This is a genomic window from Embleya sp. NPDC127516, from assembly GCF_044765325.1.
Classification (GTDB): domain Bacteria; phylum Actinomycetota; class Actinomycetes; order Streptomycetales; family Streptomycetaceae; genus Embleya.
The window spans coordinates 26,850-50,060 of the sequence record NZ_JBIWJT010000040.1 but is presented as its reverse complement, the minus strand read 5'-3'; the positions used below and the strand labels follow the sequence as shown (position 1 = coordinate 50,060).

General features: G+C 69.5%; 21 protein-coding genes and 1 pseudogene. 3 read left to right on the top strand and 19 right to left on the bottom strand.

The features are described from left to right. Window positions 1–79: 79 nt before the first annotated feature. The 16 genes from ACIRL2_RS44810 to ACIRL2_RS44735 all read right to left on the bottom strand — a co-directional run bounded on the left by ACIRL2_RS44810 (window position 80) and on the right by ACIRL2_RS44735 (window position 19,494). Complete coding sequence (locus ACIRL2_RS44810; protein WP_395871804.1) at window positions 80–1,090, bottom strand: polyprenyl synthetase family protein; 1,011 nt, start codon at window positions 1,088–1,090, stop codon at window positions 80–82. A 43-nt stretch (window positions 1,091–1,133) separates the two neighbouring features. Next, on the bottom strand, window positions 1,134–2,720 hold the full coding sequence (gene nuoN / locus ACIRL2_RS44805; RefSeq protein ID WP_395871806.1) for an NADH-quinone oxidoreductase subunit NuoN: 1,587 nt from the start codon (window positions 2,718–2,720) through the stop codon (window positions 1,134–1,136). Between the two features lie 2 nt (window positions 2,721–2,722). Then, window positions 2,723–4,360 carry an NADH-quinone oxidoreductase subunit M gene (locus ACIRL2_RS44800; RefSeq protein WP_395871808.1) on the bottom strand — a complete coding sequence of 546 codons (1,638 nt, stop codon included), beginning with the start codon at window positions 4,358–4,360 and terminating at the stop codon, window positions 2,723–2,725. A 64-nt stretch (window positions 4,361–4,424) separates the two neighbouring features. After that, the gene (gene nuoL, locus ACIRL2_RS44795) at window positions 4,425–6,359 is read right to left on the bottom strand and encodes an NADH-quinone oxidoreductase subunit L (RefSeq protein WP_395871834.1); all 1,935 of its coding nucleotides are present in this window, start codon (window positions 6,357–6,359) and stop codon (window positions 4,425–4,427) included. Between the two features lie 70 nt (window positions 6,360–6,429). Then, window positions 6,430–6,729 (bottom strand): NADH-quinone oxidoreductase subunit NuoK, encoded by a 300-nt coding sequence (nuoK, locus tag ACIRL2_RS44790; protein WP_020549317.1) that lies wholly within the window; start codon window positions 6,727–6,729, stop codon window positions 6,430–6,432. Next, window positions 6,726–7,730, bottom strand: coding sequence for an NADH-quinone oxidoreductase subunit J (locus tag ACIRL2_RS44785; protein WP_395871810.1), 1,005 nt, complete (start codon window positions 7,728–7,730; stop codon window positions 6,726–6,728). The genes nuoK and ACIRL2_RS44785 overlap by 4 nt, the downstream gene beginning before the upstream one ends. After that, window positions 7,727–8,311 carry an NADH-quinone oxidoreductase subunit NuoI gene (nuoI, locus tag ACIRL2_RS44780; RefSeq protein WP_395871812.1) on the bottom strand — a complete coding sequence of 195 codons (585 nt, stop codon included), beginning with the start codon at window positions 8,309–8,311 and terminating at the stop codon, window positions 7,727–7,729. Before nuoI ends, ACIRL2_RS44785 begins: the two co-directional genes overlap by 4 nt. Before the next feature lie 4 nt (window positions 8,312–8,315). Then, window positions 8,316–9,644, bottom strand: a complete 1,329-nt coding sequence (nuoH, locus tag ACIRL2_RS44775; RefSeq protein WP_395871836.1) for an NADH-quinone oxidoreductase subunit NuoH — start codon at window positions 9,642–9,644, stop codon at window positions 8,316–8,318. Window positions 9,645–9,655: 11 nt separating this feature from the next. Further along, entirely contained in the window at window positions 9,656–12,211 is a 2,556-nt protein-coding gene (locus ACIRL2_RS44770; RefSeq protein WP_402240436.1) for an NADH-quinone oxidoreductase subunit G, read from the bottom strand. 1 nt (window position 12,212) lies between these two features. After that, window positions 12,213–13,550, bottom strand: coding sequence for an NADH-quinone oxidoreductase subunit NuoF (gene nuoF, locus ACIRL2_RS44765; protein WP_395871816.1), 1,338 nt, complete (start codon window positions 13,548–13,550; stop codon window positions 12,213–12,215). Beyond that, a complete protein-coding gene (nuoE, locus tag ACIRL2_RS44760) occupies window positions 13,547–14,407 on the bottom strand; it encodes an NADH-quinone oxidoreductase subunit NuoE (RefSeq protein ID WP_395871818.1) in 861 nt (286 codons plus the stop codon). The genes nuoF and nuoE overlap by 4 nt, the downstream gene beginning before the upstream one ends. Continuing rightward, window positions 14,404–15,741, bottom strand: a complete 1,338-nt coding sequence (locus ACIRL2_RS44755) for an NADH-quinone oxidoreductase subunit D (RefSeq protein ID WP_395871821.1) — start codon at window positions 15,739–15,741, stop codon at window positions 14,404–14,406. The genes nuoE and ACIRL2_RS44755 overlap by 4 nt, the downstream gene beginning before the upstream one ends. Further along, window positions 15,741–16,490, bottom strand: coding sequence for an NADH-quinone oxidoreductase subunit C (locus ACIRL2_RS44750; protein ID WP_395871822.1), 750 nt, complete (start codon window positions 16,488–16,490; stop codon window positions 15,741–15,743). The genes ACIRL2_RS44755 and ACIRL2_RS44750 overlap by 1 nt, the downstream gene beginning before the upstream one ends. After that, window positions 16,487–17,107: a NuoB/complex I 20 kDa subunit family protein gene (locus ACIRL2_RS44745; RefSeq protein WP_395871824.1), complete on the bottom strand. Its 621-nt coding sequence runs from the start codon at window positions 17,105–17,107 to the stop codon at window positions 16,487–16,489. Before ACIRL2_RS44745 ends, ACIRL2_RS44750 begins: the two co-directional genes overlap by 4 nt. Before the next feature lie 94 nt (window positions 17,108–17,201). Next, on the bottom strand, window positions 17,202–17,561 hold the full coding sequence (locus ACIRL2_RS44740) for an NADH-quinone oxidoreductase subunit A (RefSeq protein WP_395871826.1): 360 nt from the start codon (window positions 17,559–17,561) through the stop codon (window positions 17,202–17,204). Between the two features lie 1,339 nt (window positions 17,562–18,900). Continuing rightward, window positions 18,901–19,494, bottom strand: a complete 594-nt coding sequence (locus tag ACIRL2_RS44735) for a DUF4232 domain-containing protein (RefSeq protein ID WP_402240432.1) — start codon at window positions 19,492–19,494, stop codon at window positions 18,901–18,903. Between the two features lie 269 nt (window positions 19,495–19,763). Here ACIRL2_RS44735 and erm point away from each other — a divergent pair, with 269 nt between their 5' ends. After that, a complete protein-coding gene (gene erm / locus ACIRL2_RS44730) occupies window positions 19,764–20,600 on the top strand; it encodes a 23S ribosomal RNA methyltransferase Erm (RefSeq protein WP_395864083.1) in 837 nt (278 codons plus the stop codon). A gap of 82 nt (window positions 20,601–20,682) precedes the next feature. Continuing rightward, on the top strand, window positions 20,683–20,910 hold the full coding sequence (locus ACIRL2_RS44725; RefSeq protein WP_402240430.1) for a hypothetical protein: 228 nt from the start codon (window positions 20,683–20,685) through the stop codon (window positions 20,908–20,910). A 29-nt stretch (window positions 20,911–20,939) separates the two neighbouring features. Here ACIRL2_RS44725 and ACIRL2_RS44720 read toward each other — a convergent pair whose 3' ends face one another. Together ACIRL2_RS44720 and ACIRL2_RS44715 are read right to left on the bottom strand one after the other, a co-directional pair. Then, entirely contained in the window at window positions 20,940–21,314 is a 375-nt protein-coding gene (locus ACIRL2_RS44720; protein WP_395864087.1) for a cupin domain-containing protein, read from the bottom strand. 81 nt (window positions 21,315–21,395) lie between these two features. Next, complete coding sequence (locus ACIRL2_RS44715) at window positions 21,396–21,767, bottom strand: cupin domain-containing protein (RefSeq protein ID WP_402240428.1); 372 nt, start codon at window positions 21,765–21,767, stop codon at window positions 21,396–21,398. 76 nt (window positions 21,768–21,843) lie between these two features. Here ACIRL2_RS44715 and ACIRL2_RS44710 point away from each other — a divergent pair, with 76 nt between their 5' ends. Continuing rightward, the gene (locus ACIRL2_RS44710) at window positions 21,844–22,290 is read left to right on the top strand and encodes a MarR family winged helix-turn-helix transcriptional regulator (RefSeq protein WP_395864091.1); all 447 of its coding nucleotides are present in this window, start codon (window positions 21,844–21,846) and stop codon (window positions 22,288–22,290) included. Between the two features lie 78 nt (window positions 22,291–22,368). Here ACIRL2_RS44710 and ACIRL2_RS44705 read toward each other — a convergent pair. Then, a pseudogene (locus ACIRL2_RS44705) lies at window positions 22,369–23,171 on the bottom strand (MerR family transcriptional regulator); the annotation flags it as partial. Window positions 23,172–23,211: the final 40 nt, after the last annotated feature.

Genomic DNA, 23,211 nt, shown 5'->3' with positions numbered 1-23,211 from the left:
GGAGCAGCCGGCGAGCACTCCCGCGGTAGACCGCGGCCCGCCCACCCGACGTCACGGGTGGGCGGGCCGGCATCGAAAACTACGCGCTGCGCTCCACGACCAACTCGCACAACGAGGACAACGCCCGCTTCGCGCTGCACTCCGGCAGCGGCGCCAGGACCTCCCGAGCCGCTTCGGCATAACGCCGAGTGTCCTCGCGGGCCTTGGCGAGTGCCGGGTGCGCGCGCAACAGCGCGAGCGCCTCGGCGTGCTCGTCGTCGTCGGTGATCGGCCCGTCCAGGAGGTTCAGCAGGTGCCGGTCGGCCGCCGGCGACGACCCGGCCACGCCCGCCCGCAGGTGCAGCACCGGCAACGTCGGCACACCCTCGCGCAGGTCGGTGCCCGGTGTCTTGCCGGACTCGGTCGCCTCGCTGGCGATGTCGAGCACGTCGTCGGCCAGTTGGAACGCGACGCCGAACCGCTCGCCGTAGCGGGTCAGGATGTCCACCACGTGCTCGTCCGCGCCCGCGAACATCGCGCCGAACTGGCCCGAGGCCGCGATCAGCGAGCCGGTCTTGTCCGCCATCACCGACAGGTAGTGCTCGACCGGGTCGTCGCCGGGGCCCGGTCCGACCGTCTCGCGGATCTGGCCGGTGACCAGTCGGGCGAACGCCCGCGCCTGGATCCGGACCGCCTCGTTGCCCAGGTCGGCGACGATCTCCGAGGCTCGGGCGAACAGGAAGTCGCCGGTCAGGATCGCGACCGAGTTGTCCCACCGGGAGTTCGCGCTGGGCGCGCCGCGCCGCAGCGGAGCCTCGTCCATCACGTCGTCGTGGTACAGCGTGGCCAGATGGGTCAGTTCGCACACCACCGCCGCGGGCACCACGCCCGGGGCCTGCCAGTCGCCGAACTGGGCGGCGAGCAGCACCAGCAGAGGCCGGAACCGCTTGCCGCCCGCCTCCACCAGGTGCCGCGAGGTCTGCGTCAGGTAGGGGAACTCGCTCTTGGTGGCCGCCAGGAGCTCCTGCTCCACGGCGGCCATCCCCGCCCTGATATCGGCGTCGAGAGTCTCGTCCGTGACGCTCAGCCCGAAGGGCCCCACGATCGCCATGACGGTTCTCTCCTGTCGATCACGCAGAGTCTCTGCGTCGTGCTCAATGGACGAACAAGGCTGCCTTGTCCGCGAGGTCCAGTACCGGCTGCGGGAGGATGCCAAGGACCACGGTAACGGCTACCCCGAGCGCGATGGCAGCGGTGGTCATCACGCTGGGTACGACAACCGTCGGACCGTCGACCTTGGGCTCCGAGAAGAACATCAACACGATCACCCGCACGTAGAAGAACGCGGCGATCGCGCTGCACAGCACACCGACCACCACGAGGCTGCCCGCACCCCCTTGCGCCGCCGCCTGGAAGACCGCGAACTTTCCGGAGAAACCGCTGGTCAGCGGGATTCCGGCGAAGGCGAGCAGGAACAGAGCGAACACTCCTGCGACCAGCGGGGAGCGCCTGCCCAGACCCGCCCAGTGGGACAGATGGGTCGCCTCGCCGCGGGCGTCGCGTACCAGTGTGACCACCGCGAAGGCACCCAGAGTGACGAACCCATAGGCCACAAGGTAGAACATCGTGGACGACACGCCCGCGTCGTTCATCGCGATCATTCCGGTCAGAATGAAACCCGCGTGGGCGATCGACGAGTAGGCCAGCAGTCGCTTCACGTCGGTCTGGGTGATCGCGATGATCGCGCCGGCGACCATGGTCAGGATCGCGACGCCGATCATCACCGGCCGCCAGTCCCAGCGCATGCCCGGCAGCGCGACGTAGAAGAACCGCATCATCGCGCCGAACGCGGCGACCTTGGTGGCCGCCGCCATGAACCCGGTGATCGGGGTCGGCGCGCCCTGGTACACGTCCGGCGTCCAGGAGTGGAACGGCACGGCGCCGACCTTGAACAGCAGGCCGACCGCCACCATCGCGAGCCCGATCAGCAGCAGCGCGTCGTTGTCCATCGCGCCCGCCGAGGCCACGCCGATCCTGTCCAGCGAGACACTGCCCGAGTAGCCGTACAACATCGCCACGCCGAACAGGAAGAACGCCGAGGAGAACGCGCCGAGCAGGAAGTACTTGAGCGCCGCCTCCTGGGAGAGCAGCCGGTTGCGCCGGGCCAGCCCGCACAGCAGGTAGAGCGGCAGCGACAACACCTCGAGCGCCACGAACATCATCAGCAGGTCGTTCGCCGCCGGGAAGAGCAGCATGCCCACCAGCGAGAACATGGTCAGCGGGAAGACCTCGGTCTGCGTCCACCCGGCCGCCGTCGCGTCCTTCTCCTGCTGACTGCCCGGCGCCGCCGCGGCCTGCGGGGCGAACGCGTCGCCGCCGGCCGGTTCCAGCCTGCGCTCGCCGATCAGCAGCACCGAGGCGATGCCGATCAGCAGCAGCGTGCCCTGCAGGAACAGCGACGGGCCGTCCACGGCGACCGCGCCCATCGCGGTGATGCTGCCCCGGTGGTCGTCCGGGAGGTCCCGGGCGAGCCAGACGACCGCGCCGAAGGCGCCGATCATGCCGACCAGGGCCACGGTGAGCTGCGCGCGGTAGCGGGCCGGTCGGGGCAGGAACGCCTCGATCAGCACGCCGACCACGGCGACGCCCGCGATGATCAGGATCGGCGAGAGCTTGCCGTACTCGACGGTGGGCGCGTCCACCTTCGTCGCGGCGAGCGTTGCCGTAGCGGCGGTGCTCATGCTCACTTGGAGCCTCCAGTGGTGTGCGCCTCGGTGCCCGCGGCCTGTTCGATGGGCTTGGTGGGCGCCGGGTCCTTCTGCTCCACCCGGCTGAGCGTGTGGTCCACGGCCGGGTTCACCGCGTCGAGCACCGGCTTGGGATAGACGCCGAGCACGAGCAGGAACGCGATCAGCGGTACCACGACCGCCAGTTCACGCGGCACCAGGTCGCGGAGCTTCTCATTGCCCGGCCGCAGTGGGCCGGTCATCGTGCGTTGGTACAACACCAGCACGTACAGGGCGGCGAGCACGATGCCGGTGGTGGCGAAGATCGCGGCCACCTTGTACTTCGCGAACGCGCCCACCAACACCAGGAATTCGCTCACGAACGGGGCGAGTCCCGGCATCGAGAGGGTCGCGAGTCCGGCCACCAGGAACGTACCCGCGAGAATGGGGGCGACCTTCTGCACGCCGCCGAAGTCGGCGATCGTCTTGCTGCCGCGGCGGGTGATCAGGAAGCCCGCGATCAGCAGCAGGGCCGCGGTGGAGAAGCCGTGGTTGACCATGTACAACGTCGCGCCCGACTGACCCTGACTGGTCATCACGAAGATGCCCAGGATGATGAAGCCGAAGTGCGAGATGGACGTGTACGCGATCAGCCGCTTGATGTCGGTCTGGCCGACCGCCAGCAGCGCGCCGTAGATGATCCCGATCACCGCGAGCGTGACGATCACGGGGGCGAAGTACTTCGACGCGTCCGGGAAGATCTCCAGGCAGAACCGCAACATCGCGAACGTGCCGACCTTGTCCACCATCGCGGTGACCAGCACCGCGATGCCGGGTGTGGCCTCGGTCATGGTGTCCGGCAGCCAGGTGTGGAACGGCCACAGCGGGGCCTTGACCGCGAACGCGAACATGAAGCCCAGGAACAGCGCCTTCTCCGCGGTCGGATCGATGTCGAGCTGACCGGTGGCCACCGCCTGCGAGATCTTCACGAAGTCGAACGTGCCGTTGCCGTCGATCCCGATGCCCTGGTTCGCGGTCGCCACGTACAGCCCGACCACGGCGGCCAGCATGACCAGTCCGCCGAGCAGGTTGTAGAGCAGGAACTTGACCGCCGCGTACGAGCGTTGCGCGCCGCCGTAGCCGCCGATCAGGAAGTACATCGGGATCAGCATGGCTTCGAAGAAGACGTAGAACATGAACACGTCGGTGGCCGCGAAGGACACCACGACCATGGCCTCGACCAGCAACATCAGCGCGAAGAACGCGTGCGTGCTGCGCGGCGCGGGCTTGCCGGTGCCGGCCGAGCCGTCGGCGTTCACCGGCGCCTGGTCCGCGTCGTGCCAGGAGGCCAGGATCAGCAGCGGCATCAGCACCGCGGTGAGCAGGATCAGCACCAGGCCGATCCCGTCCACACCCAGCGACCAGCGCACCCCGAACGAGGAGATCCAGCTGTAGCTCTCGGTGATCTGGAAACGGCCGCCGTCGTTGTCGAACCTGGTCGCCACCGCGATCGCGACGGCCAGTGTGAGCAGGCTGAACAGCAGCGCCACGTTCTTGGCGAGCTTGCGCTTGCCGGCCGGAACGGCGGCGACGCACAGGCCACCGACGAACGGCAGCGCCGCCAGCGTCGTCAGCCAGGGAAAGTGGCCGTTCATCGAAGTCCCTCCGCCGAGGCGCCTACGGTGTGGGCGATCTGGGGTCGTGTCCGGATGGTCATGTTCAGGCCATCCGAGCCATCAGCGTGCAGGCCACGACCAGCAGCGTGCCGCCGAACATGGACAGCGCGTACGAGCGGACGAAGCCGGTCTGCACCTTGCGCACACGCGCCGAGGTGCCGCCGAAGAACGCCGCGAGTCCGCCCACGAATCCGTCCACGCCGCGGTTGTCGAACCACACGAGCAGGCGGGTCAGGTACTGACCGGGCCGCATCACCAGGCCCTCGTTGACCGCGTCCTGGTACAGGTCCCGACGAGCGGCCACGGTGACCAGGCTCGCGGCCGGCGCCACGGCGGGCACGTCCCGGCGGGCGTACTGCACGTAGGCCACCGCCGAGCCGAGCGCGACCATCGCGAGCGCCATACCGGTGACCGCCCACTCGCTCATCGGCAGGTCGCCGTGCGAGAAGCCGGTGACCGGCGTCAGCCACTTCACGAACGAGTCGTTGAGCACGAACAGGCCACCGGCGAACACCGATCCGAACGCGAGCAGGATCATCGGGCCGGTCATCGAGGTCGGCGACTCGTGCGGGTGCGGCTCGTGCCAGTCCGCCGGGGCGCCGACGGGCGCCTCCTTCCAGCGTTCCTTGCCGAAGAAGGTCATCAGCATCACGCGCGTCATGTAGAACGCGGTGAGGCCGGCGGCGAGCAGGGTGACCGCGCCCAGGATCCAGCCGGAGGTGCCGCCCTTGGCGAACGCCGCCTCGATGATCTTGTCCTTGGTGAAGAACCCGGACAGCAGTGGGAAGCCGATGATCGACAGGTAGCCCAGGCCGAAGGTGGCGAAGGTGATCGGCATGTACTTGCGCAGGCCGCCGTAGCGGCGCATGTCGACCTCGTCGTTCATGCCGTGCATGACCGAACCCGCGCCCAGGAACAACCCGGCCTTGAAGAAGCCGTGCGTGACCAGGTGCATGATCGCGAAGGCGTAGCCGATCGGACCCAGGCCCGCGGCCAGGATCATGTAGCCGATCTGGCTCATCGTCGAGGCGGCCAGCGCCTTCTTGATGTCGTCCTTGGCGCAACCCACGATCGCCCCGAACAGCACGGTGATCGCGCCCACGATGGTGACCGCGAGCTGGGCGTCCGGCGAGGCGTTGAAGATCTCCGCCGACCGCGTGATCAGGTACACGCCGGCGGTGACCATGGTCGCCGCGTGGATCAGCGCGGAGACCGGGGTCGGGCCCTCCATCGCGTCGCCGAGCCAGGCCTGGAGCGGGAACTGCGCCGACTTGCCGCACGCGGCGAGCAGCAGCATCAGGCCGATCGCGGTCATCGTGCCGTCGCTCGCGCTCGCACTGCCGCCGAGCACGTCGGCGAAGTCGAAGCTGCCGAACGTGGTGAACATCAGGAAGATCGCGACGGCCAGACCGAAGTCGCCGACGCGGTTCATGATGAACGCCTTCTTGGCGGCGGTCGCGGCGCTGGGCTTGTGCTGCCAGAAACCGATCAGCAGGTAGGAGGCAAGACCCACACCCTCCCAACCGACGTACAGCAGAAGGTAGTTGTTCGCCAGCACCAGCAGCAGCATCGCGGCGACGAACAGGTTCAGATAGGCGAAGAAGCGTCGACGGTTCTCGTCGTGCGCCATGTAGCCGATCGAGTAGATGTGGATCAGCGAGCCCACACCGGTGATCAACAGCACGAACACCATGGACAGTTGGTCCAGGTGCAGGCCGATGTCGGCCTGGAACTCGTTGACCGGCGCCCAGGTCCACAGGTGCTGGTCGACGGAGCGGTCCGCGTCGTCCTTGCCGAGCATGGTCACGAACATGAGCGCGCCGACCACGAACGACCCGAGGGCCAAGGCGGTGGCGAGGATGTGGCCGAAGGCGTTGGTGCGCTTGCCGCCGACGAGCAGCAGCAGCGCGCCCAACAGCGGCAGGCCGACGACCAGCCACAGCGCCGAGAACGCGCCACTCGCCGCGACGGAGTGCAGCCCGCCGCCGCCCTCGTTGGCGAGCACGACGCCGGAGGCCAGGGAGGAGGTTTCGATCACCGGTTCCGACCTACCACTTCATGAGGCTGGCGTCGTCGACCGAGGCCGAACGGCGGCTGCGGAAGATGGCGATGATGATGGACAGTCCGACCACGACCTCGCACGCGGCGACGACCATCGTGAAGAACGCGATGATCTGGCCGTCGAGGTTGTCGTGCATGCGGCCGAACGTCACGAACGCGAGGTTGCACGCGTTCAACATCAGTTCGACGCACATGAACACGACGATCGCGTTGCGCCGGAGCAGGACCCCGGCCGCGCCGATGGTGAACAACAGCGCGGACAGGTACAGGTAGTTCACCGGGTTCACGGGCGCCCCTCCTTGGAGCCTGCGCCGGCGGCAACCTCGTTGCCCGACCCGTCGCCCGCCGAGGTGTCGGCGTCGTCGTGTTCCTGCCGGGCGGTGGGCACCGGCGCGGACGAGGGTCCGTCCGACTCGTCCGGCCACGCCTCGTCGTCGGTGTCGGTGCCGGCGCTCTCCAACTCGGCGACGCTGTGCACCTGCTCGGCGCTGACGTCGCGGATCTGTCCGCGCGCACGGAGCGTGTTGTTGATCGACAACTGCGAGATGCTGCCGTCCGGCAGCAGCGCGGGCACGTCCACGGCGTTGTGCCGGGCGTACACGCCGGGCGTGGGCAGCGGCGCGACCTGCTTGTTATCGCGCACCCGCTCCTCGGAGAGTTCGCGCTGGGATTTGCGCGCCACCAGCCGCTCGCGGTGCGCGAGCACCATCGCGCCGACCGCCGCGGTGATCAGCAGCGCGCTGGTCATCTCGAAGGCCCAGATGTACTTGGTGAAGATCTGGTGCGCCAGGCCCTGGACGTTGCCCTCGGCCACCGCGCGCAGTGCCTCGTCGTCGGTCTCGGCGGGGTAGACCGGGCGGCTGCCCGGCGTCTTGGTGGCCAAGGCGCTGAAGTGTGTGATGGACGCGTTGGCGATGCCGGCGACGAGCAGGATGCCGAAGCCCAGGCCGAGCCCCGCGGCGGCGATCCGCTGGCCCTTCAGCGTCTCCTTGAGCGAGTCCACCGAGGAGACGCCGACCAGCATCAGCACGAACAGGAACAGCATCATGATCGCGCCGGTGTAGACCACGATCTGCACGATGCCCAGGAACATCGCGCCCTGGGCCAGGTAGAAGATCGCCAGGCACATCATCGTGGTGACCAGCGCGAGCGCGCTGTGCACCGCCTTCTTCATGAAGACGGTGGCCAGCGCGCCGATCAGCGCGACGGCCGCGAGCACCCAGAACTGCAGCGCCTCACCGGTGGAGGTCTTGGTGACCTCGGCCGCGAAGTCGATTCCGGGGCTCATCGGCCCGCCTCCGTCCCCTGCTTGTGCGCCTCGGCCGTCTCGCGGGGCTGCCCCTGGGTCACCGTGCCGGGCGCGGCCGCGGTGACCTTGCCCAGGTAGTAGTCGGTGTCGGTGGTTCCCGGGTACATCTCGTGCGGCGCCGGGACCATGCCCTCGTACAGCGGCGCGAGCAGCTGTTCCTTGGTGAAGATCAGGCTCGCCCGGCTGGTGTCGGCGAGCTCGAACTCGTTGGTCATGGTCAGCGCCCGGGTCGGGCAGGCCTCGATGCACAGGCCGCAGAAGATGCAGCGCAGGTAGTTGATCTGGTAGTTGCGGCCGTACCGCTCACCGGGCGAGAAGCGCTCCTCGTCGGTGTTGTCGGCACCCTCCACGAAGATCGCGTCGGCGGGACACGCCCACGCGCACAGTTCGCAGCCGATGCACTTCTCCAGGCCGTCGGCGTACCGGTTGAGCTGGTGCCGGCCGTGGAATCGCGGTGCGGTGACCTTCTTCTCGTACGGGTAGTACTCGGTGTTCGCCTTCTTGAACATCGTCGCGAAGGTGACACCGAACCCCGCGACCGGTCCGAGGAACTTGGGCACGGGTCTATGCCTCTCCTTCAGTGCGGTCGGCCGGGGGCTCCGCCGCGGCCGGCACTCCGACCGGCTCGGGTTTGCGCACGTTGCGGCGCGGCACCGGCGGGAGTTGCTGTCCCGGCATCGGCGGTACGGGGAACCCGCCCGCCATCGGGTCGAACGGTTCGGGGCCGGCCGCCTTCGCGTCGGCCTCCTCGTCCTTGTTGGGCGTGACCGCGTCCCACAGGATCGACAGCAGGAGCAGGGCGACCACGCCGCCGGCGACCCACAGCACGATCCGGGACTGCTCGTAGCCCTCGTTCTTGAGCGCGCGCACGGTGGCCACCAGCATCAGCCACACCAGCGAGAGCGGGATCAGCACCTTCCAGCCGATCTTCATGAACTGGTCGTAGCGGAACCGCGGCAGCGTGCCGCGCAGCCAGATGAACACGAAGATGAAGGCCTGGACCTTGAGGAAGTACCAGAGGAAGGGCCACCAGCCGGAGTTGGCGCCGTCCCAGACCGCGGTGATCGGCCACGGCGCGAGGTAGCCGCCGAGGAACAGGGTGGTCGCCAGCGAGCTGACCACGACCATGTTCACGTACTCGGCGAGGAAGAACAGCGCGAACTTCAGCGACGAGTACTCGGTGTGGAAGCCGCCGACCAGCTCGCCCTCGGCCTCGGGGAGGTCGAACGGCGCGCGGTTGGTCTCACCGATCATCGCGACGACGTAGATGATGAACGAGACCGGCAGCAGGACGGCGTACCAGGTGTCCTGCTGGGCGGCGACGATCTCCGACGTGGACATCGAGCCGGCGTAGAGGAAGACCGCCGCGAACGACAGGCCCATCGCGATCTCGTACGAGATCATCTGCGCCGAGCTGCGCAGCCCGCCGAGCAGCGGGTAGGTCGAGCCCGAGGACCAGCCCGCGAGCACGATGCCGTAGATGCCCACGGACGCGACCGCGAGGATGTAGAGGACCGCGACCGGCAGGTCGGTCAGTTGCAGGTGTGTGCGCTCCCCGAAGATGGAGACCTCGGGGCCGAAGGGGATCACCGCGAACGCCATGAACGCCGGGACCATCGCCACGATCGGGGCGATGATGTAGACGGCCTTGTCGGCGCCCTTGACGGTGATGTCCTCCTTGAGCGCGAGCTTCACGCCGTCCGCGAGGGACTGGAGCAGGCCCTGCGGGCCGGTGTACTTGGGCCCGATGCGCATCTGCATCCAGGCCACGACCTTGCGTTCCCACCAGATCGCGAACAGCGTCATCACGACGCAGAACGCGAAGATGAGCACCGCCTTGAGCAGGACCAGCCACCAGACGTCGGTGCCGAACCCGACGGCGGCGAGCTGCATGCCGCTGTCCGTCACCGCTCCTCCTCGTGAACGTGTGCGGTCCGACCGTTGTGGCCGGTGCCGTTGGGTGGGCCTTCGGCCTGAGCGAGATCGACCACTGCCGGCCGGATCTTGACCACCTCGCCCGCGCCGACGCCCAGTGCGCGACGCACCGAGGAGCCCGGCGAGTTCGCGGGCAGGAACACCACGCGCTCGGTCATGTCGGTGACGCGCAGCGGCAACGTGACCTCCCCGTGCAACGAGGTCACGGTGACGCCGCCCCCGTCCTCGGCGCCGATCTCGGCGGCCGTGGACGCACACAGCCGGACGACCGGCGCACGCCGGGTGCCCGCCAGATGGGGTTCGCCGTCCTGGCCCCGGCCCTCGTCCAGGAGCAGACGCCAGGTGGCCAGTACGGCCTCGCCCGCGCCGGGACGCGGAAGTTCGCGGGCCCGGCCCTCGGGGGCCGGCCCCCGGTCGCCGGTCCACCGGCCGAGCCGGCGCAGTTCGCGCCGGGCGGCGGTGAGCGAGGGCAGTTCGATCGCGGTGCCCTCGCGCTGCTCGGCCATCGCCTCGGCGATCGCGTCGAGCACGCGCAGGTCGGACATCACCGCGGCCAGGTCGCCGGTGAGCTGGTCCTTCTTCAGCACGGTGGCGAACGGGCGCTCGCGGCCCTCCCAGTCGACGAAGGTGCCCGGCTTCTCGGCGGGCGCGGCGACCGGGAAGACCACGTCGGCGCGTTCGGTGACCGCGCTGTGCCGCAGTTCCAGGCTGACCACGAAGCGGGCCGCGTCCAGTGCGGCCAGGGCGCCGGCCGGGTCGGGCAGGTCGTCCACGTCGACGCCACCGACCACGAGCGCGGCCAGGCGCTGTTCGCGGGCCGCGGTGAGCATCGAGGTGGTGTCCAGGCCGTAGCCGCCGGGCAGGTCGGCGACCCGCCAGAGCGAGGCCACCTCGGCGCGGGCCGCCGGATCGCCGAGCGGTCGCCCGCCCGGGAGCACGTTGTACAGCGCGCCCGCGTCGAGCGCGCCGCGCTCGCCGGCCCGGCGCGGGATCCAGGCGAGTCGGGCTCCGGTACGCGCGGCCAGCGCGGTGACCTCGGCCAGTGCGCCCGGCACGCCCGCCAGTCGTTCGCCGACGAGCACGACGGCGCCCGGGGTGCGCAGCAGGTCCGCCGCGCCCCGGGCCAGTTCGCCCTCGATCGCCGGGTCGCCGAGGGCGGACAGCCACTCGGTCTCGGTGCCGGGCGCGGCCCGCAGCAGGCTGCCCTTCATCCGGATCAGGCCGGCCGTGGCGAACGGCGCGATGCCATACACCTTCAGGCCCTTGCGGGCGGCCTTGCGCAGCCGCAGGAACACGATCGGCGACTCGTCCTCGGGTTCGAACCCGACGAGCAGCACACCGGGGGCCTTCTCCAACTCGGCGTAGGTCACACCCAGCCCGGTACCGGCCACCTCGGCGGCGAGGAACTCGGCCTCCTCGGCGGAGTGTTCGCGGGCCCGGAAGTCGATGTCGTTGCTGTCCAGCGCGACCCGGGCGAACTTGCCGTACGCGTAGGCGTCCTCGAGGGTGACCCGGCCGCCGACCAGGACGCCGGCCGAGCCGCGGGCGGCGGCCAGCCCGCGAGCGGCCACGCCCAGTGCCTCGGACCAGGACGCGGGAACCAGTTCGCCGCTGTCCTCGTCCCGGATGAGTGGGGAGGTGAGCCGGTCCTGTCGAGTGGCGTAGCGGAACGCGAAGCGGCCCTTGTCGCAGTTCCATTCCTCGTTGACCTCGGGGTCGTCGCCGGCCAGCCGGCGCAGCACCTTGCCCCGCCGGTGGTCCGCGCGCAGCGAGCACCCGGACGCGCAGTGCTCGCACGTGGTCGGGGAGGACACCAGGTCGAACGGCCGGGCCCGGAACCGGTAGGCGGCCGAGGTGAGGGCGCCGACCGGGCAGATCTGGATGGTGTTGCCGGAGAAGTAGGACTCGAACGGCTGCTTCTCGTAGATCCCGACCTGCTGGAGCGCGCCGCGTTCGATCAGCGCGATGAACGGGTCGCCCGCGACCTGCTCGGAGAAGCGGGTGCAGCGCGCGCACAACACGCAGCGCTCGCGGTCCAGGAGCACCTCGGAGGAGATCCGCAGCGGCTTGGGGAAGGTCCGCTTGACCTCGGTGAAGCGCGAGGTCGAACGACCCGCGCCCATCGCCTGGTTCTGCAGCGGGCACTCGCCGCCCTTGTCGCAGACGGGGCAGTCCAGGGGGTGGTTGATCAGCAGCAGCTCCATCACCCCGTCCTGCGACTTCTTCGCGACCGGCGAGGTGAGCTGGGTGCGCACGACCATGCCGTCGGTGACGGTGGTGGTGCAGGACGCGAGCGGCTTGCGCTGGCCCTCGACCTCGACCAGGCACTGCCGGCAGGCGCCGACCGGGTCGAGCAGCGGGTGGTCGCAGAACCTGGGGATCTGGATGCCGATCAGCTCGGCGGCCCGGATCACCAGGGTGCCCTTGGGCACGGAGACGTCGATCCCGTCCACCGAGATGGTGACGAGGTCCTCCGGCTTGGGGGCCGGCGGCCCGCTCGCGGGGGTGTTGGTCGTGACTGTCATGTCAGCTGTGCGCTCCTGCCCCGGTTGAAGCGGGGGCTGTCTTCGCCCACGCGGTGGATGCCGCGGTGTCGAACGGACAGCCGCCGTGCTCGAAGTGCGCCAGGTACTCGTCGCGGAAGTACTTGAGCGAGGACTGGATCGGGCTCGCCGCACCGTCGCCGAGCGCGCAGAAGGACTTGCCGAGGATGTTGTCGGCGACGTCGAGCAACGTCTCCAGGTCCTCCTCGGTGCCCTCGCCGCGCTCGAGTCGGGTGAGCAACTGGGTGAGCCAGTAGGTGCCTTCGCGGCACGGTGTGCACTTGCCGCAGGACTCGTGCTCGTAGAACTCGGTCCAGCGCAGCACGGCGCGCACCACGCACACGGTCTCGTCGAAGATCTGCAGCGCCTTGGTGCCGAGCATGGAACCGGCCGCGCCGACGCCCTCGTAGTCGAGCGGCACGTCCAGGTGCTCGTCGGTGAACATCGGCGTGGACGAGCCGCCGGGCGTCCAGAACTTGATCCGGTGCCCCTCGCGCACGCCGCCCGCCAAGTCCAGGAGTTGGCGCAGGGTGACCCCGAGCGGGGCCTCGTACTGGCCGGGTCGTTCGACGTGTCCGGACAGCGAGTACAGCGTGAAGCCGGGCGACTTCTCCGAGCCCATCGAGCGGAACCACTCGACGCCCTTGTTCAGGATCGGCGGCACCGAAGCGATCGACTCGACGTTGTTCACGCAGGTCGGGGACGCGTACAGGCCGGCCACCGCCGGGAAGGGCGGGCGCAGTCGGGGCTGGCCCCGGCGGCCCTCGAGCGAGTCGAGCAGCGCGGTCTCCTCGCCGCAGATGTACGCGCCGGCGCCCGCGTGCACGGTGAGTTCGAGGTCGAAGCCCGAGCCCAGCACGTTCTTGCCGAGGTAGCCGGCGGCGTACGCCTCGCGGACCGCGTTGTGCAGTCGGCGCAGCACCGGGACCACCTCGCCGCGCACGTAGATGAACGCGTGCTCGGAGCGGATCGCGTAGGACGCGATGATCACACCCTCGATCAGCACGTGCGGGTTGGCGTACATGAGCGGGATGTCCTTGCAGGTTCCCGGCTCGGACTCGTCCGCGTTGACCACGAGGTAGTGCGGCTTGCCGTCGTTCTGCGGGATGAAGCCCCACTTCATGCCGGTGGGGAAGCCCGCGCCGCCGCGACCGCGCAGACCGGAGTCCTTGACGGTCTGGATCACCTCGTCGGGGTGCATCGCCAGCGCCTTGCGCAGTCCGTCGTAGCCGCCGCCGCGCCGGTAGGTGTCCAGCGTCCACGGCTGGTGCTCGTCCCAGTTCGCGGAGAGCACGGGGGTGAGGAGGGAGGGCTCGGTCACGGCGCTTGGTCCCCGTCCTGGTCGGTGGCGGGCGCGGGGTGGGCCGGGTCGGACTCGGCGGTGGGCGCCGGGGCGTCGTGCGAACTCGGGGTCCGCGGAGCCTCGTCCGCGCTCTCCTCGCCGGCACGCCGGGGGGCGGGCGGGGTGGCGGTCCGGGCCGGCCGTTCGGTGTGCGTGCCGTTGGCGATGCGCAGCCCGACCAGACTGGCCGCGCCGCCGGCGCCGCCTTCGTCGACCGCGCCGGGTCGCTCGTCCGGGAAGCCGGCCAGGATCCGCGAGGTGTCCCGGAAGGTGCACAGTCGCGCGCCGCGGGTGGGCACCGCGTCCTTGCCCGCGCGCAGGTCGTCCACGAGTTCCTTGGCCGACTGCGGGGTCGCGTCGTCGAAGAACTCCCAGTTGACCATCACCACGGGCGCGTAGTCGCAGGCGGCGTTGCACTCGATGTGCTCCAGGGTGACCACACCGTCGGCGGTGGTCTCCTTGTTGCCGATCCCGAGGTGGTCCTTCAGGCTCGCGAAGATCTCGTCGCCGCCCATCACCGCGCACAGCGTGTTGGTACAGACGCCGACGTGGAAGTCGCCGCCCTGGCGGCGCCGGTACATCGTGTAGAAGGTGGAGACCGCGGAGACCTCCGCCGTGGTCAGGCCCAGCATGTCGGCGCAGAACTCGATGCCGGTGCCGGTGACGTAGCCCTCTTCGGCCTGCACCAGGTGCAGCAGCGGCAGCAGCGCCGAGCGGGCCTGCGGGTAGCGCCCGATCACCTCCTTCGCGTCCACCTCCAGGCGCGCGCGCACCGCGGGCGGGAACGGCGGAGCCGGCTTGGCCGGCGGCATCGGCATGCCCAGGTCCGTACTCATCGGTCGACACCTCCCATGACGGGGTCGATGCCCGCCACTGCGACGATCACGTCGGCCACCTGACCGCCTTCGCACATCGCGGCCATGGCCTGCAGGTTGTTGAACGAGGGGTCGCGGAAGTGCACGCGGTAGGGGCGGGTGCCACCGTCGCTGACCGCGTGTACGCCCAGTTCGCCGCGTGGCGACTCGATCGCGCTGTAGACCTGGCCCGGTGGTACCCGGAAGCCCTCGGTGACCAGCTTGAAGTGGTGGATGAGGGACTCCATCGAGGTGCCCATGATGTTCGCGATGTGGGCGGGCGAGTTGCCCAGGCCGTCCGAGCCGAGCGCGAGTTGCGCGGGCCAGGCGATCTTCTTGTCGCCGACCATGACCGGGCCCGGGGCCAGCCGGTCCAGGCACTGTTCGACGATCCGCAGCGACTGCTTCATCTCCTCGATGCGGATCAGGTACCGCCCCCAGGAGTCGCAGGAGTCCGCGGTGGCCACGTCGAACTCGTAGTTCTCGTAGCCGCAGTACGGCTGCGTCTTGCGCAGGTCGTGCGGCAGTCCGGTGGAGCGCAGCACCGGGCCGGTCAGGCCCAGGGCCATGCAGCCGGCCAGGTCGAGGTAGCCGATGCCCTGGGTGCGGCCCTTGAAGATCGCGTTGTCGTTGAGCAGCAGTTCGTACTCGCGGATCCGGCCGGGCAGGATGTTCACCAGCTCGCGGACCTTGTCCACGGCGCCGGGCGGAAGGTCCTGGGCGAGGCCGCCGGGGCGGATGTAGGCGTGGTTCATCCGAAGCCCGGTGATCATCTCGAACACGTCGAGGATCAGTTCGCGGTCGCGGAACCCGAAGGTCATCACGGTGAGCGCGCCGATCTCCATGCCGCCGGTGGCCAGGCAGACCATGTGCGAGGAGATCCGGTTGAGCTCCATCAGCAGGACCCGGATCACCTGCGCGCGCTCGGGGATGTCGTCGGTGATGCCGAGCAGCTTCTCCACCGCGAGGCAGTACGCGGTCTCGTTGTGCAGCGGCATCAGGTAGTCCATGCGCGTCACGAAGGTGACGCCCTGGGTCCAGTTGCGGAACTCCAGGTTCTTCTCGATGCCGGTGTGCAGATAACCGATTCCGCAGCGGGCCTCGGTGACGGTCTCCCCGTCGATCTCCAGGATCAGCCGCAACACACCGTGGGTGGAGGGGTGTTGCGGGCCCATGTTGACGACGATGCGCTCTTCCGCGTCCGCCGCGGCCTGGATCACTTCGTCCCAGTCGGAGCCGGTGACCGTGTAGACCCGGCCCTCGGTGGTCTCCCGCGCGTGCGCGGCGGATGGGGGTGTCGTTGTCTGATCGCTCATCAGTTGTACGACCTCCGCTGGTCGGGCGGCGGGATCTGGGCGCCCTTGTACTCGACGGGCACGCCGCCGAGCGGGTAGTCCTTCCGCTGCGGGTGGCCGGGCCAGTCGTCCGGCATGAGGATGCGCGTGAGCGCGGGGTGGCCGTCGAAGACGAGGCCGAAGAAGTCGTAGGTCTCGCGCTCGTGCCAGTCCAGCGCGGGATACACGCTCACCAGGGACGGCAGGTGCGGGTCGGCGTCGGGGACGCTCACCTCGAGCCGGACCGCGCGATTGTGGGTGATCGAGCGCAGGTGGTAGACCGCGTGCAGCTCGCGGCCGGTCTCCTGGGGGTAGTGCGTACCGGAGACGCCGGTACACAGCTCGAAGCGCAGTGCCGGGTCGTTGCGCAGGGTCAGCGCGATCCGGGGCAGCGACTCGCGGCGCACGTGGAAGGTGAGTTCGCCGCGGTCGACCACGACCTTCTCGATCGCGTCGTCGAACTCGATGCCGGCTTCCGCGAGGGCGCCGGAGAGCTCGTCGGCGACCAGGTCGAACTCGCCCTCGCCGTCCGCGGTTCCGCGCGGGCCGCCGTAGGGGCGGGCGGCGGAGCCGGGGAAGGCGACGGTACGGACCAGCTTGCCGTAGCCGGAGGTGTCGCCCGATCCGCTCGCGCCGAACATGCCGTGCCGGACCTCGATGGGTTCCACGTCGGCGTCGCGGGGGATGGGCAGCTGGGCCTTCTCCTCGGGGGTGCTGCCGGGAGTGGTCATCGGGCGCTCCCGTCGGGTGCGTGGCCGACCGGGATGCCGGGATCGAGCTCGTGCGCGCCGCGGCGGGCGCTCGCGGGCAACATCTCGATGGTGGGCAGCGCCTTCAGGGCGGCCTGTTCGGCGGCGCGGGCGGCCTTCTCGCGGTTGACGCCGAGCGGCGCCGCCTGGATCTCCTCGCGGAGTTTGATGATCGCGTCCATCAGCATCTCGGGTCGGGGCGGGCAGCCGGGGAGGTAGATGTCCACCGGCACCACGTGGTCGACGCCCTGGACGATCGCGTAGTTGTTGAACATGCCGCCCGAGGACGCGCAGACGCCCATCGACAGCACCCACTTGGGGTTGGGCATCTGGTCGTAGATCTGCCGCAGGACCGGCGCCATCTTCTGGCTGACCCGGCCGGCGACGATCATCAGGTCGGCCTGGCGCGGCGAGGCGCGGAACACCTCCATGCCGAACCGGGCCAGGTCGTAGCGCCCCGCGCCGGTCGCCATCATCTCGATCGCGCAGCACGCGAGTCCGAACGTGGCCGGCCAGAAGGATCCCTTGCGGAAGTAGCCGGCCAGCCCTTCCACGGTGCTCAGCAGGAAGCCGCTGGGCAGCTTCTCCTCGATACCCACGCGGATGCCCTCTCTCCGTCAGTCGTTGGGGGAAGCCTGTGGGGAAGCCTGGGCGTCTCGGCTCATCGGTCCCACATCATCCGTTGCTTCCACGTCAGTCCCAATCCAGGCCGCCGCGACGCCACAGGTAGGCGTACGCGACGAAGACCGCGGCGACGAACAGGACCATCTCGACGAGACCGAACATCCCGAGCGAGTCGAAGTACACGGCCCACGGGTAGAGGAAGACGATCTCGATGTCGAAGACGATGAAGAGCATCGCCGTCAGGTAGTACTTGACCGGGAATCGCCCGCCGCCGATCGGCTGCGGGGTGGGCTCGATGCCGCATTCGTAGGCTTCGAGCTTGGCCCGGTTGTAGCGCTTGGGCCCGGTGAGCGCCCCCATCACGAGGGAGACCACTCCGAAGGCCAGGGCAATGCCCCCGAGCACGAGGATCGGCGCGTACAGGTTCACCGCGCTCCCATCTCCCTTCTCAGTCCCCCGGAGTCACGCATGTGACCGGGTTCACAAGCTGCCGGAACGGCGCCCATCCTAGGCCCCTCACGATGTGATCTGCGACACGGGTAGGGAACGATCATGGTGTGATCTTCCCCACCTGATGATCGATCAGAAACGGTTGCGTGCAGGCAAAAATCACACAGGGTGAGAAATAGGGGAGCCTAAACGGTTCGGCACTCACGGACGATGTTGATCACGAAAATCGCCTATACCACCCGTTCACAAGCTCATCAAATTTGGCCGAACATGATCGGTTGTGATAGCCGCCGAGGGCGTTCGCACACAGAGTGTCACTGAAAAAGCCGCCCTGCGGGCGGGGCGGCTGCGCCGCCGGCGGCCTCCGGCCGCTCCCGGAAACGCCGCGCTTCGCGCGGCGGCGGCTGCGCCGCCGGCGGCCTCCGGCCGCTCTCCTCACGCGCTCGTCGATCACTGGTCGACGATCAAGTCGTGGGCGCTGACGCGCCGGGGAGTCACCGAGTTCGCAGCGGCGCCGGAAGGGGGTGACGTGGATCGTGGCGGAGTGGTGGGCGGCGTGCTCTCGAAGCGGCACTCGGGGGTTCAATCGGTCGACCGGCCCGCGTCGCGTCACCTGGCGACCTTCCCGGCCCGGGCGGCCCAACTACCCCATCCACCACATCACTCACACCGGCGAACCAGCACATCCCGGGCACCGAGCGACACGGCATTACTCGCCAAGTCGTCAGCCCACCGAGCGCACGAACATCTCGAACCGCGGCCCACTCTCACGCGGAACGCTCGGCCCCAACGAGCGATATCCCCGGCTCGTCCAGAAGGCCAAGGCTTCCGGCGCATCCGCCCGAGCGGGCTCGGTGGGTCGGTTGCGTCCTGTCGCCGAGAGGGGCCTGGATGACGTCTCGCAGGTTTCCTGGTAATCGACGGCAGCGGCAGGGACGGGTTGCTCTGTCTACGTCCGCTTGAGCACATCGCGGTCACCGGCGCGGGAGAACATCTCGGCGGGGTCCGTCGACGCGGCCTCGTGTTCTTGGTTCATGTGCCGAGTGTCGGTCTCGGCTCCGTCGACCGCGCCCGTCGGTTCCCGCGGGCGTATCGGTCGATGACCTCGGCGGACGGCGGGGTGCTCACGACGACGCATAGCGTCGGTGCGTCGGTGCACATCGGGACCGGGTCGCTGGACGCCGATCGATGAATCCCTCGGCGCCGGCTGCGGGCCGGCATGTGGGTGGCAGTGTCTGTGGGTCTGTGGGCAGGGGCCCCACCGCTTGAAGCGGTGGGGCGGGGCCCGGGGTGTGCGTCGGTGTTGCGCGGGTGTGGGTCAGCCGCCCTGGCCGGCGCCGCCCATGGGGCCGACGTTGATCGGGGAGCCGGCGCCGTCGACGACCGGCACGGTGGGGGTGCCGGGCCAGTTCAGGGTGATGGTCCTGGTCTCTCCGGGCGGGGTGACCTGCAGGCCCGTGACCTTGACGCCGTAGTCGCCGGTGGCGCCGCCGGGGTAGGTGACGCCGAAGGACACGGACTTGTCGCTCTTGAGGACGAACGGGTCGGCCGGCGCGCCGAGGCGCTCGGCGGACAGGGGCCCCTTGGCGGTCTGGAGGTCGACGCCCGCGAATCCGGACATCGTGCAGTTGTGACCGATGTTCTTGAACGTCACCATGACGGTGAGTTCGTCGTCGCCGCTGATGGTGGCGTCCTGCGCGGTGGCCCTGAGGTCGTCGGTACGGCACTTGCCGATCGAACCGTTGTCGCCGGCTCCGGCCGGCTCGCCCCGGCTCCTACGTATGCGCGTAACGAACCGTGACAGTCCCAGACCTGCTCCGTGGGCACCCCGGGCGAGCAGAGGCCCTCCCTCACCCGGCCCCCGCTCAAGCGCGCACGCCGCGCCGTCGTGCCGGTTGGCGCAGCCGACCACCTACCAGTCGAACCGATCCGTACCGAGCTCCACTCCCGTCCCGACCGAGGCCCGCCCGCATCCTGACCCCGGGCCGGAAAATGGGTTCGAGGACAGCGCGGGTGTCGGGCTATGGTCGGGGCATGTTCGCTTCAGCCTTCACGAGGACTCGCCGCTTCTAGCGGCGGGCCGAGGGTCTCTTCTCTCCGAGTTCCGCCGCACTTCGGGTCCATTCGCCGGTGCGGCCGATTCGTGCTGCCCGGCTCCGAACTGCCTTTGCGGAGCCCCTCGTGCCTTACCCCACTCATGGTGGACGTCATGAGCTTGGTCAGAACTTCCTTGTCGATCGTGCGGTGATCGCGCTCTTCGAGGACCTGGTCGCCCATACGTCCGGGCCGATCGTCGAGATCGGGCCCGGCGACGGCGCCATCACGTTGCCGCTCGCTCGGACCGGGCGGCCGATCACGGCGGTCGAGCTCGATCCGAAGCGCGCCCGACGGCTGGCTCGAAGGGTGCCCGGACACGTCGAGGTCGTGGCCGCCGACGTACTGCGGTTCCGGTTTCCGCGCGAGCCGCACACCGTGGTGGGGAATCTGCCGTTTCATCTGACCACCTCTGTGTTGCGACGACTGTTGGAAACGGAGCACTGGCGGAGCGCGGTGTTGCTGGTGCAGTGGGAGGTGGCCCGGCGGCGGGCGGGCGTGGGCGGGGCGACGATGCTGACGGCGGCCTGGTGGCCGTGGTTCGAGTTCGGGCTGCACGCGCGCGTGCCGGCTCGGGCGTTCCGGCCGATGCCGTCGGTGGACGGCGGGCTGCTCACGATGACGCGCCGGGATATCCCCCTGATCGATGAACGACCCGGCCCGTACCAGGAGTTGGTGCGCGAGGTGTTCACCGGACCGGGACGCGGCCTGCGCGAAGTCCTCGACCGGACGGGGAGGTTCGCGGCGCCCGGGCTGCGCGCGTGGTTCCGAAACGAGTACCTCTCGCCGCACGCTTTGCCCAAGGACTTGACCGCGGGCCAGTGGGCCTCGTTGTGGCGGTCGAGTGCCGTACGGCGACGCGAGAGCGGAGCGGCACGCACCCGGGGCGCCGATTTGGGATGGGAGGCGCGCCCACCCCGCTGAGCCGGCATCGACGGGCGCTCGATGCGGCACGTTTGTCGGCGCGCGTCGTGAAGCTGTCAACCCGATCCATGTCGAGCACTTGGTGAGGGCCGGGCGTCCCGCCGGCGCCGCCGATCGCAGCGCGTTGCCACCGGCCGGCGACGACGCGGCGGCGGAGGCGGCGGAGGCGCCCGTCGACGCCATCGGTTTGGACGTCAACGACGCCGGACCGCTCGCCGAAGGCCGCGCGTTCCGGCCAGGCAGCGCTGTCTACAACGTGTACGGCCGAATGCTGGACGCGGCGACGCTGCGCGCGGGCCTGGGACTGTAGGGCGGCTACCGGGCCCACCGGGTAAGGCCCTACCGAGCCCATGGGGCGACGAAGGGCTCTTGGCCTGGGATGAGTCCCTTGCCGCCGACCGGAAGGACGACAACCGCCTCGAACGGGTCGGTGCCGTGGTTGGCCAGGGCGAACGAGGTGTCGGCCGGGACGACCAACGCATCGCCAGGTTCGACGTCGAAGGTCTCGCCGTCCATGGTGACGGTGAGCCGACCCGACAACGCGACGAAGATCTCCTCCCTGGTGAGCGCGTGCGGCGGGGATGAGGTGCCCGGCTTGAGGGTGAGCCGCCATGCCGCGTTCTCGGTGGAACCACGGCTCGGGGCGGCGAGGCCGACAAAGGTCGCGTGCGGGTTCTCGAAGACGGGCGCTTCGGCGGCGGCGATGAACGGCATGGGGGGCGTCTCCTGGAGGCAGGTCGCCGGCGCGGGGAGCGGAGGCGGAAGCGGAAGTGGAGAGAATCAGGAGTGAAGGATCTACTGGGCCCACGGCGGATCGATCAGGTCGCCGCCCATCCGGGCCTGCCCGCCGACGGGCAGGATCGCGATCGCCTCGAAGGGCTCGTCGCCCGGGACGGCGATGCCGAAGGGCACATGTGCGGGGACGATGAGGGCGTCACCGGCGTGGAAGTCGCGCGTTTCACCGTCGATCGTGACGACCGCCTTGCCACTGATCGCGATGAAGATCTCCTCGCGGGTGACTGCGTGTTCGCGGCCGAGGTTGCCCGGGTGCATGGTGAAGCGCCAGACGCTGTTCTCCTTCGAGCCGCGGCTCGGGGCGGCGAGGCCGATGGCGGTCGTCAGCGGAGCTTCGAAGAGCGGAGCGTCGGCGGCTTTGATGAGAGGCATCGTGGTTCCTTCCGGTAGAGTATTCAACCAAGGTATACAACCAGAGTTGAGCATATTTCCGGGAAGGACGTCAAGCGTGGACTTCGGACTGTTGTTGGGGAACGCCTACCAAGCCTTCGTCCGAGAGCTGCACGCCCACTTGGCGGAACGCGGGTTCCCGGTGATGGGGTCGTCGTACGGCTTCGTGCTACGCACCTTGGACCGGGAGGCGACGACCGCCACGCAGCTCGGCGAACGGCTCGGGATCACCGCGCAGGGCGCGGCGAAGGTGGTCGACGAGATGGTGGCCGTCGGCTATGTCGAACGCCGCCCGGACCCGACGGACAAGCGCGCGAAGCGCTTGCATCTGGCACCGGGCGGGGTGGCGATGTTGACGGCGGTACGTGAGTTCCACGCCGCGTACGAGGGCAGGTTGACGCAGCAGGTCGGCGCGGAGGATGTGGCCGCCGTGCGAAGGGTGTTGGCGGCGATGGTCGCCACATCCGCCGGGCCGGACCTGGCGCGCCTGTTCCGCCCGCTGTGAGGTAACCCGCGCGGGTGACGGCGGCGATCGGCCGCCCGTACGATCACCCGGCCGGCATCCCGGTCCGGCCGGGGGGCTCGGCTCCTGGAGTTCCGTCACCCACCGCTCCGGGTCGCCGGGCATTCGAGGTAGAGCTCTCGGGCGTATCCCAGCGAGCGATATCCGTTGGCATCGATCCATCTCGCCATCGCCTGGACGCCGGTCATCACGTTGTCCATGGATCCGCGATGGACATACCTCGCGACACACTCGATCTCGGGCAGGTCCACGATCCGAAGTCGAAGTCCACGCCGACGCCGGCTCGGTGCTCCGCCGCGATGGTCGTGCCGGCGTGGATGACGACCGTGTCCTCCTCGTCCGGCGCGGCCTCGTAATAGGCGATGCCCGGTCCGGTCGGGACCACGCCCGCAGCCGCGAGGCGGCGGCACAGTCGGTCGTACAGCGGGCCGATGATCGGTCCGATCCCCTCCGGCCGTCGACGCCGGCGACGGTGGTCGCGGTCGACTCGGCGACCCGGCTCCTGACCCTGCCCGGTCTGGCCGCGGACCGCCGGGATGCGCTTGATCACGATGTCGTGGGTGGGCATTCTCCCTCGGCGTCGATCGTCCTGAGCCTCGCCTCGACGTGTGCCGGCCGCATCGCGTCCGCCGCCACTGCGGCGAGGATTCGGCCTGCCGCAGGCGCAACATCCCGCGCAGTTCGCCGACGCTCACCCGCTCCGCCAGGATGCTGCGTGCCTGGTGGAGGGTGAAGCCAAGATCCTTGAGCGCGATCACCCGGTTCAGTCGGGCGAGTTGGCCCACCTCGCAGAGGCGGTAGCCACCGGCCGGGTCGACGTGGGCAGGCCGCAGTAGTCCGATCGCGTCGTAGCGGCGCGACATTCGGACCGATACGCGGCCGTGCCCGGCGAAGTCTCCGATT

What these genes read in the sequence shown, in the direction of transcription:
- ACIRL2_RS44810 (WP_395871804.1), bottom strand. Translation starts at nt 1,090, where the DNA reads ATGGCGATCGTGGGGCCCTTCGGGCTGAGCGTCACGGACGAGACTCTC.
- nuoN (WP_395871806.1), bottom strand. Translation starts at nt 2,720, where the DNA reads ATGAGCACCGCCGCTACGGCAACGCTCGCCGCGACGAAGGTGGACGCG.
- ACIRL2_RS44800 (WP_395871808.1), bottom strand. Translation starts at nt 4,360, where the DNA reads ATGAACGGCCACTTTCCCTGGCTGACGACGCTGGCGGCGCTGCCGTTC.
- ACIRL2_RS44785 (WP_395871810.1), bottom strand. Translation starts at nt 7,730, where the DNA reads ATGAGCCCCGGAATCGACTTCGCGGCCGAGGTCACCAAGACCTCCACC.
- nuoH (WP_395871836.1), bottom strand. Translation starts at nt 9,644, where the DNA reads ATGCAGCTCGCCGCCGTCGGGTTCGGCACCGACGTCTGGTGGCTGGTC.
- ACIRL2_RS44770 (WP_402240436.1), bottom strand. Translation starts at nt 12,211, where the DNA reads ATGACAGTCACGACCAACACCCCCGCGAGCGGGCCGCCGGCCCCCAAG.
- nuoE (WP_395871818.1), bottom strand. Translation starts at nt 14,407, where the DNA reads ATGAGTACGGACCTGGGCATGCCGATGCCGCCGGCCAAGCCGGCTCCG.
- ACIRL2_RS44755 (WP_395871821.1), bottom strand. Translation starts at nt 15,741, where the DNA reads ATGAGCGATCAGACAACGACACCCCCATCCGCCGCGCACGCGCGGGAG.
- ACIRL2_RS44750 (WP_395871822.1), bottom strand. Translation starts at nt 16,490, where the DNA reads ATGACCACTCCCGGCAGCACCCCCGAGGAGAAGGCCCAGCTGCCCATC.
- ACIRL2_RS44720 (WP_395864087.1), bottom strand. Translation starts at nt 21,314, where the DNA reads ATGCCGTTCATCGCCGCCGCCGAAGCGCCCGTCTTCGAGAACCCGCAC.
- ACIRL2_RS44715 (WP_402240428.1), bottom strand. Translation starts at nt 21,767, where the DNA reads ATGCCTCTCATCAAAGCCGCCGACGCTCCGCTCTTCGAAGCTCCGCTG.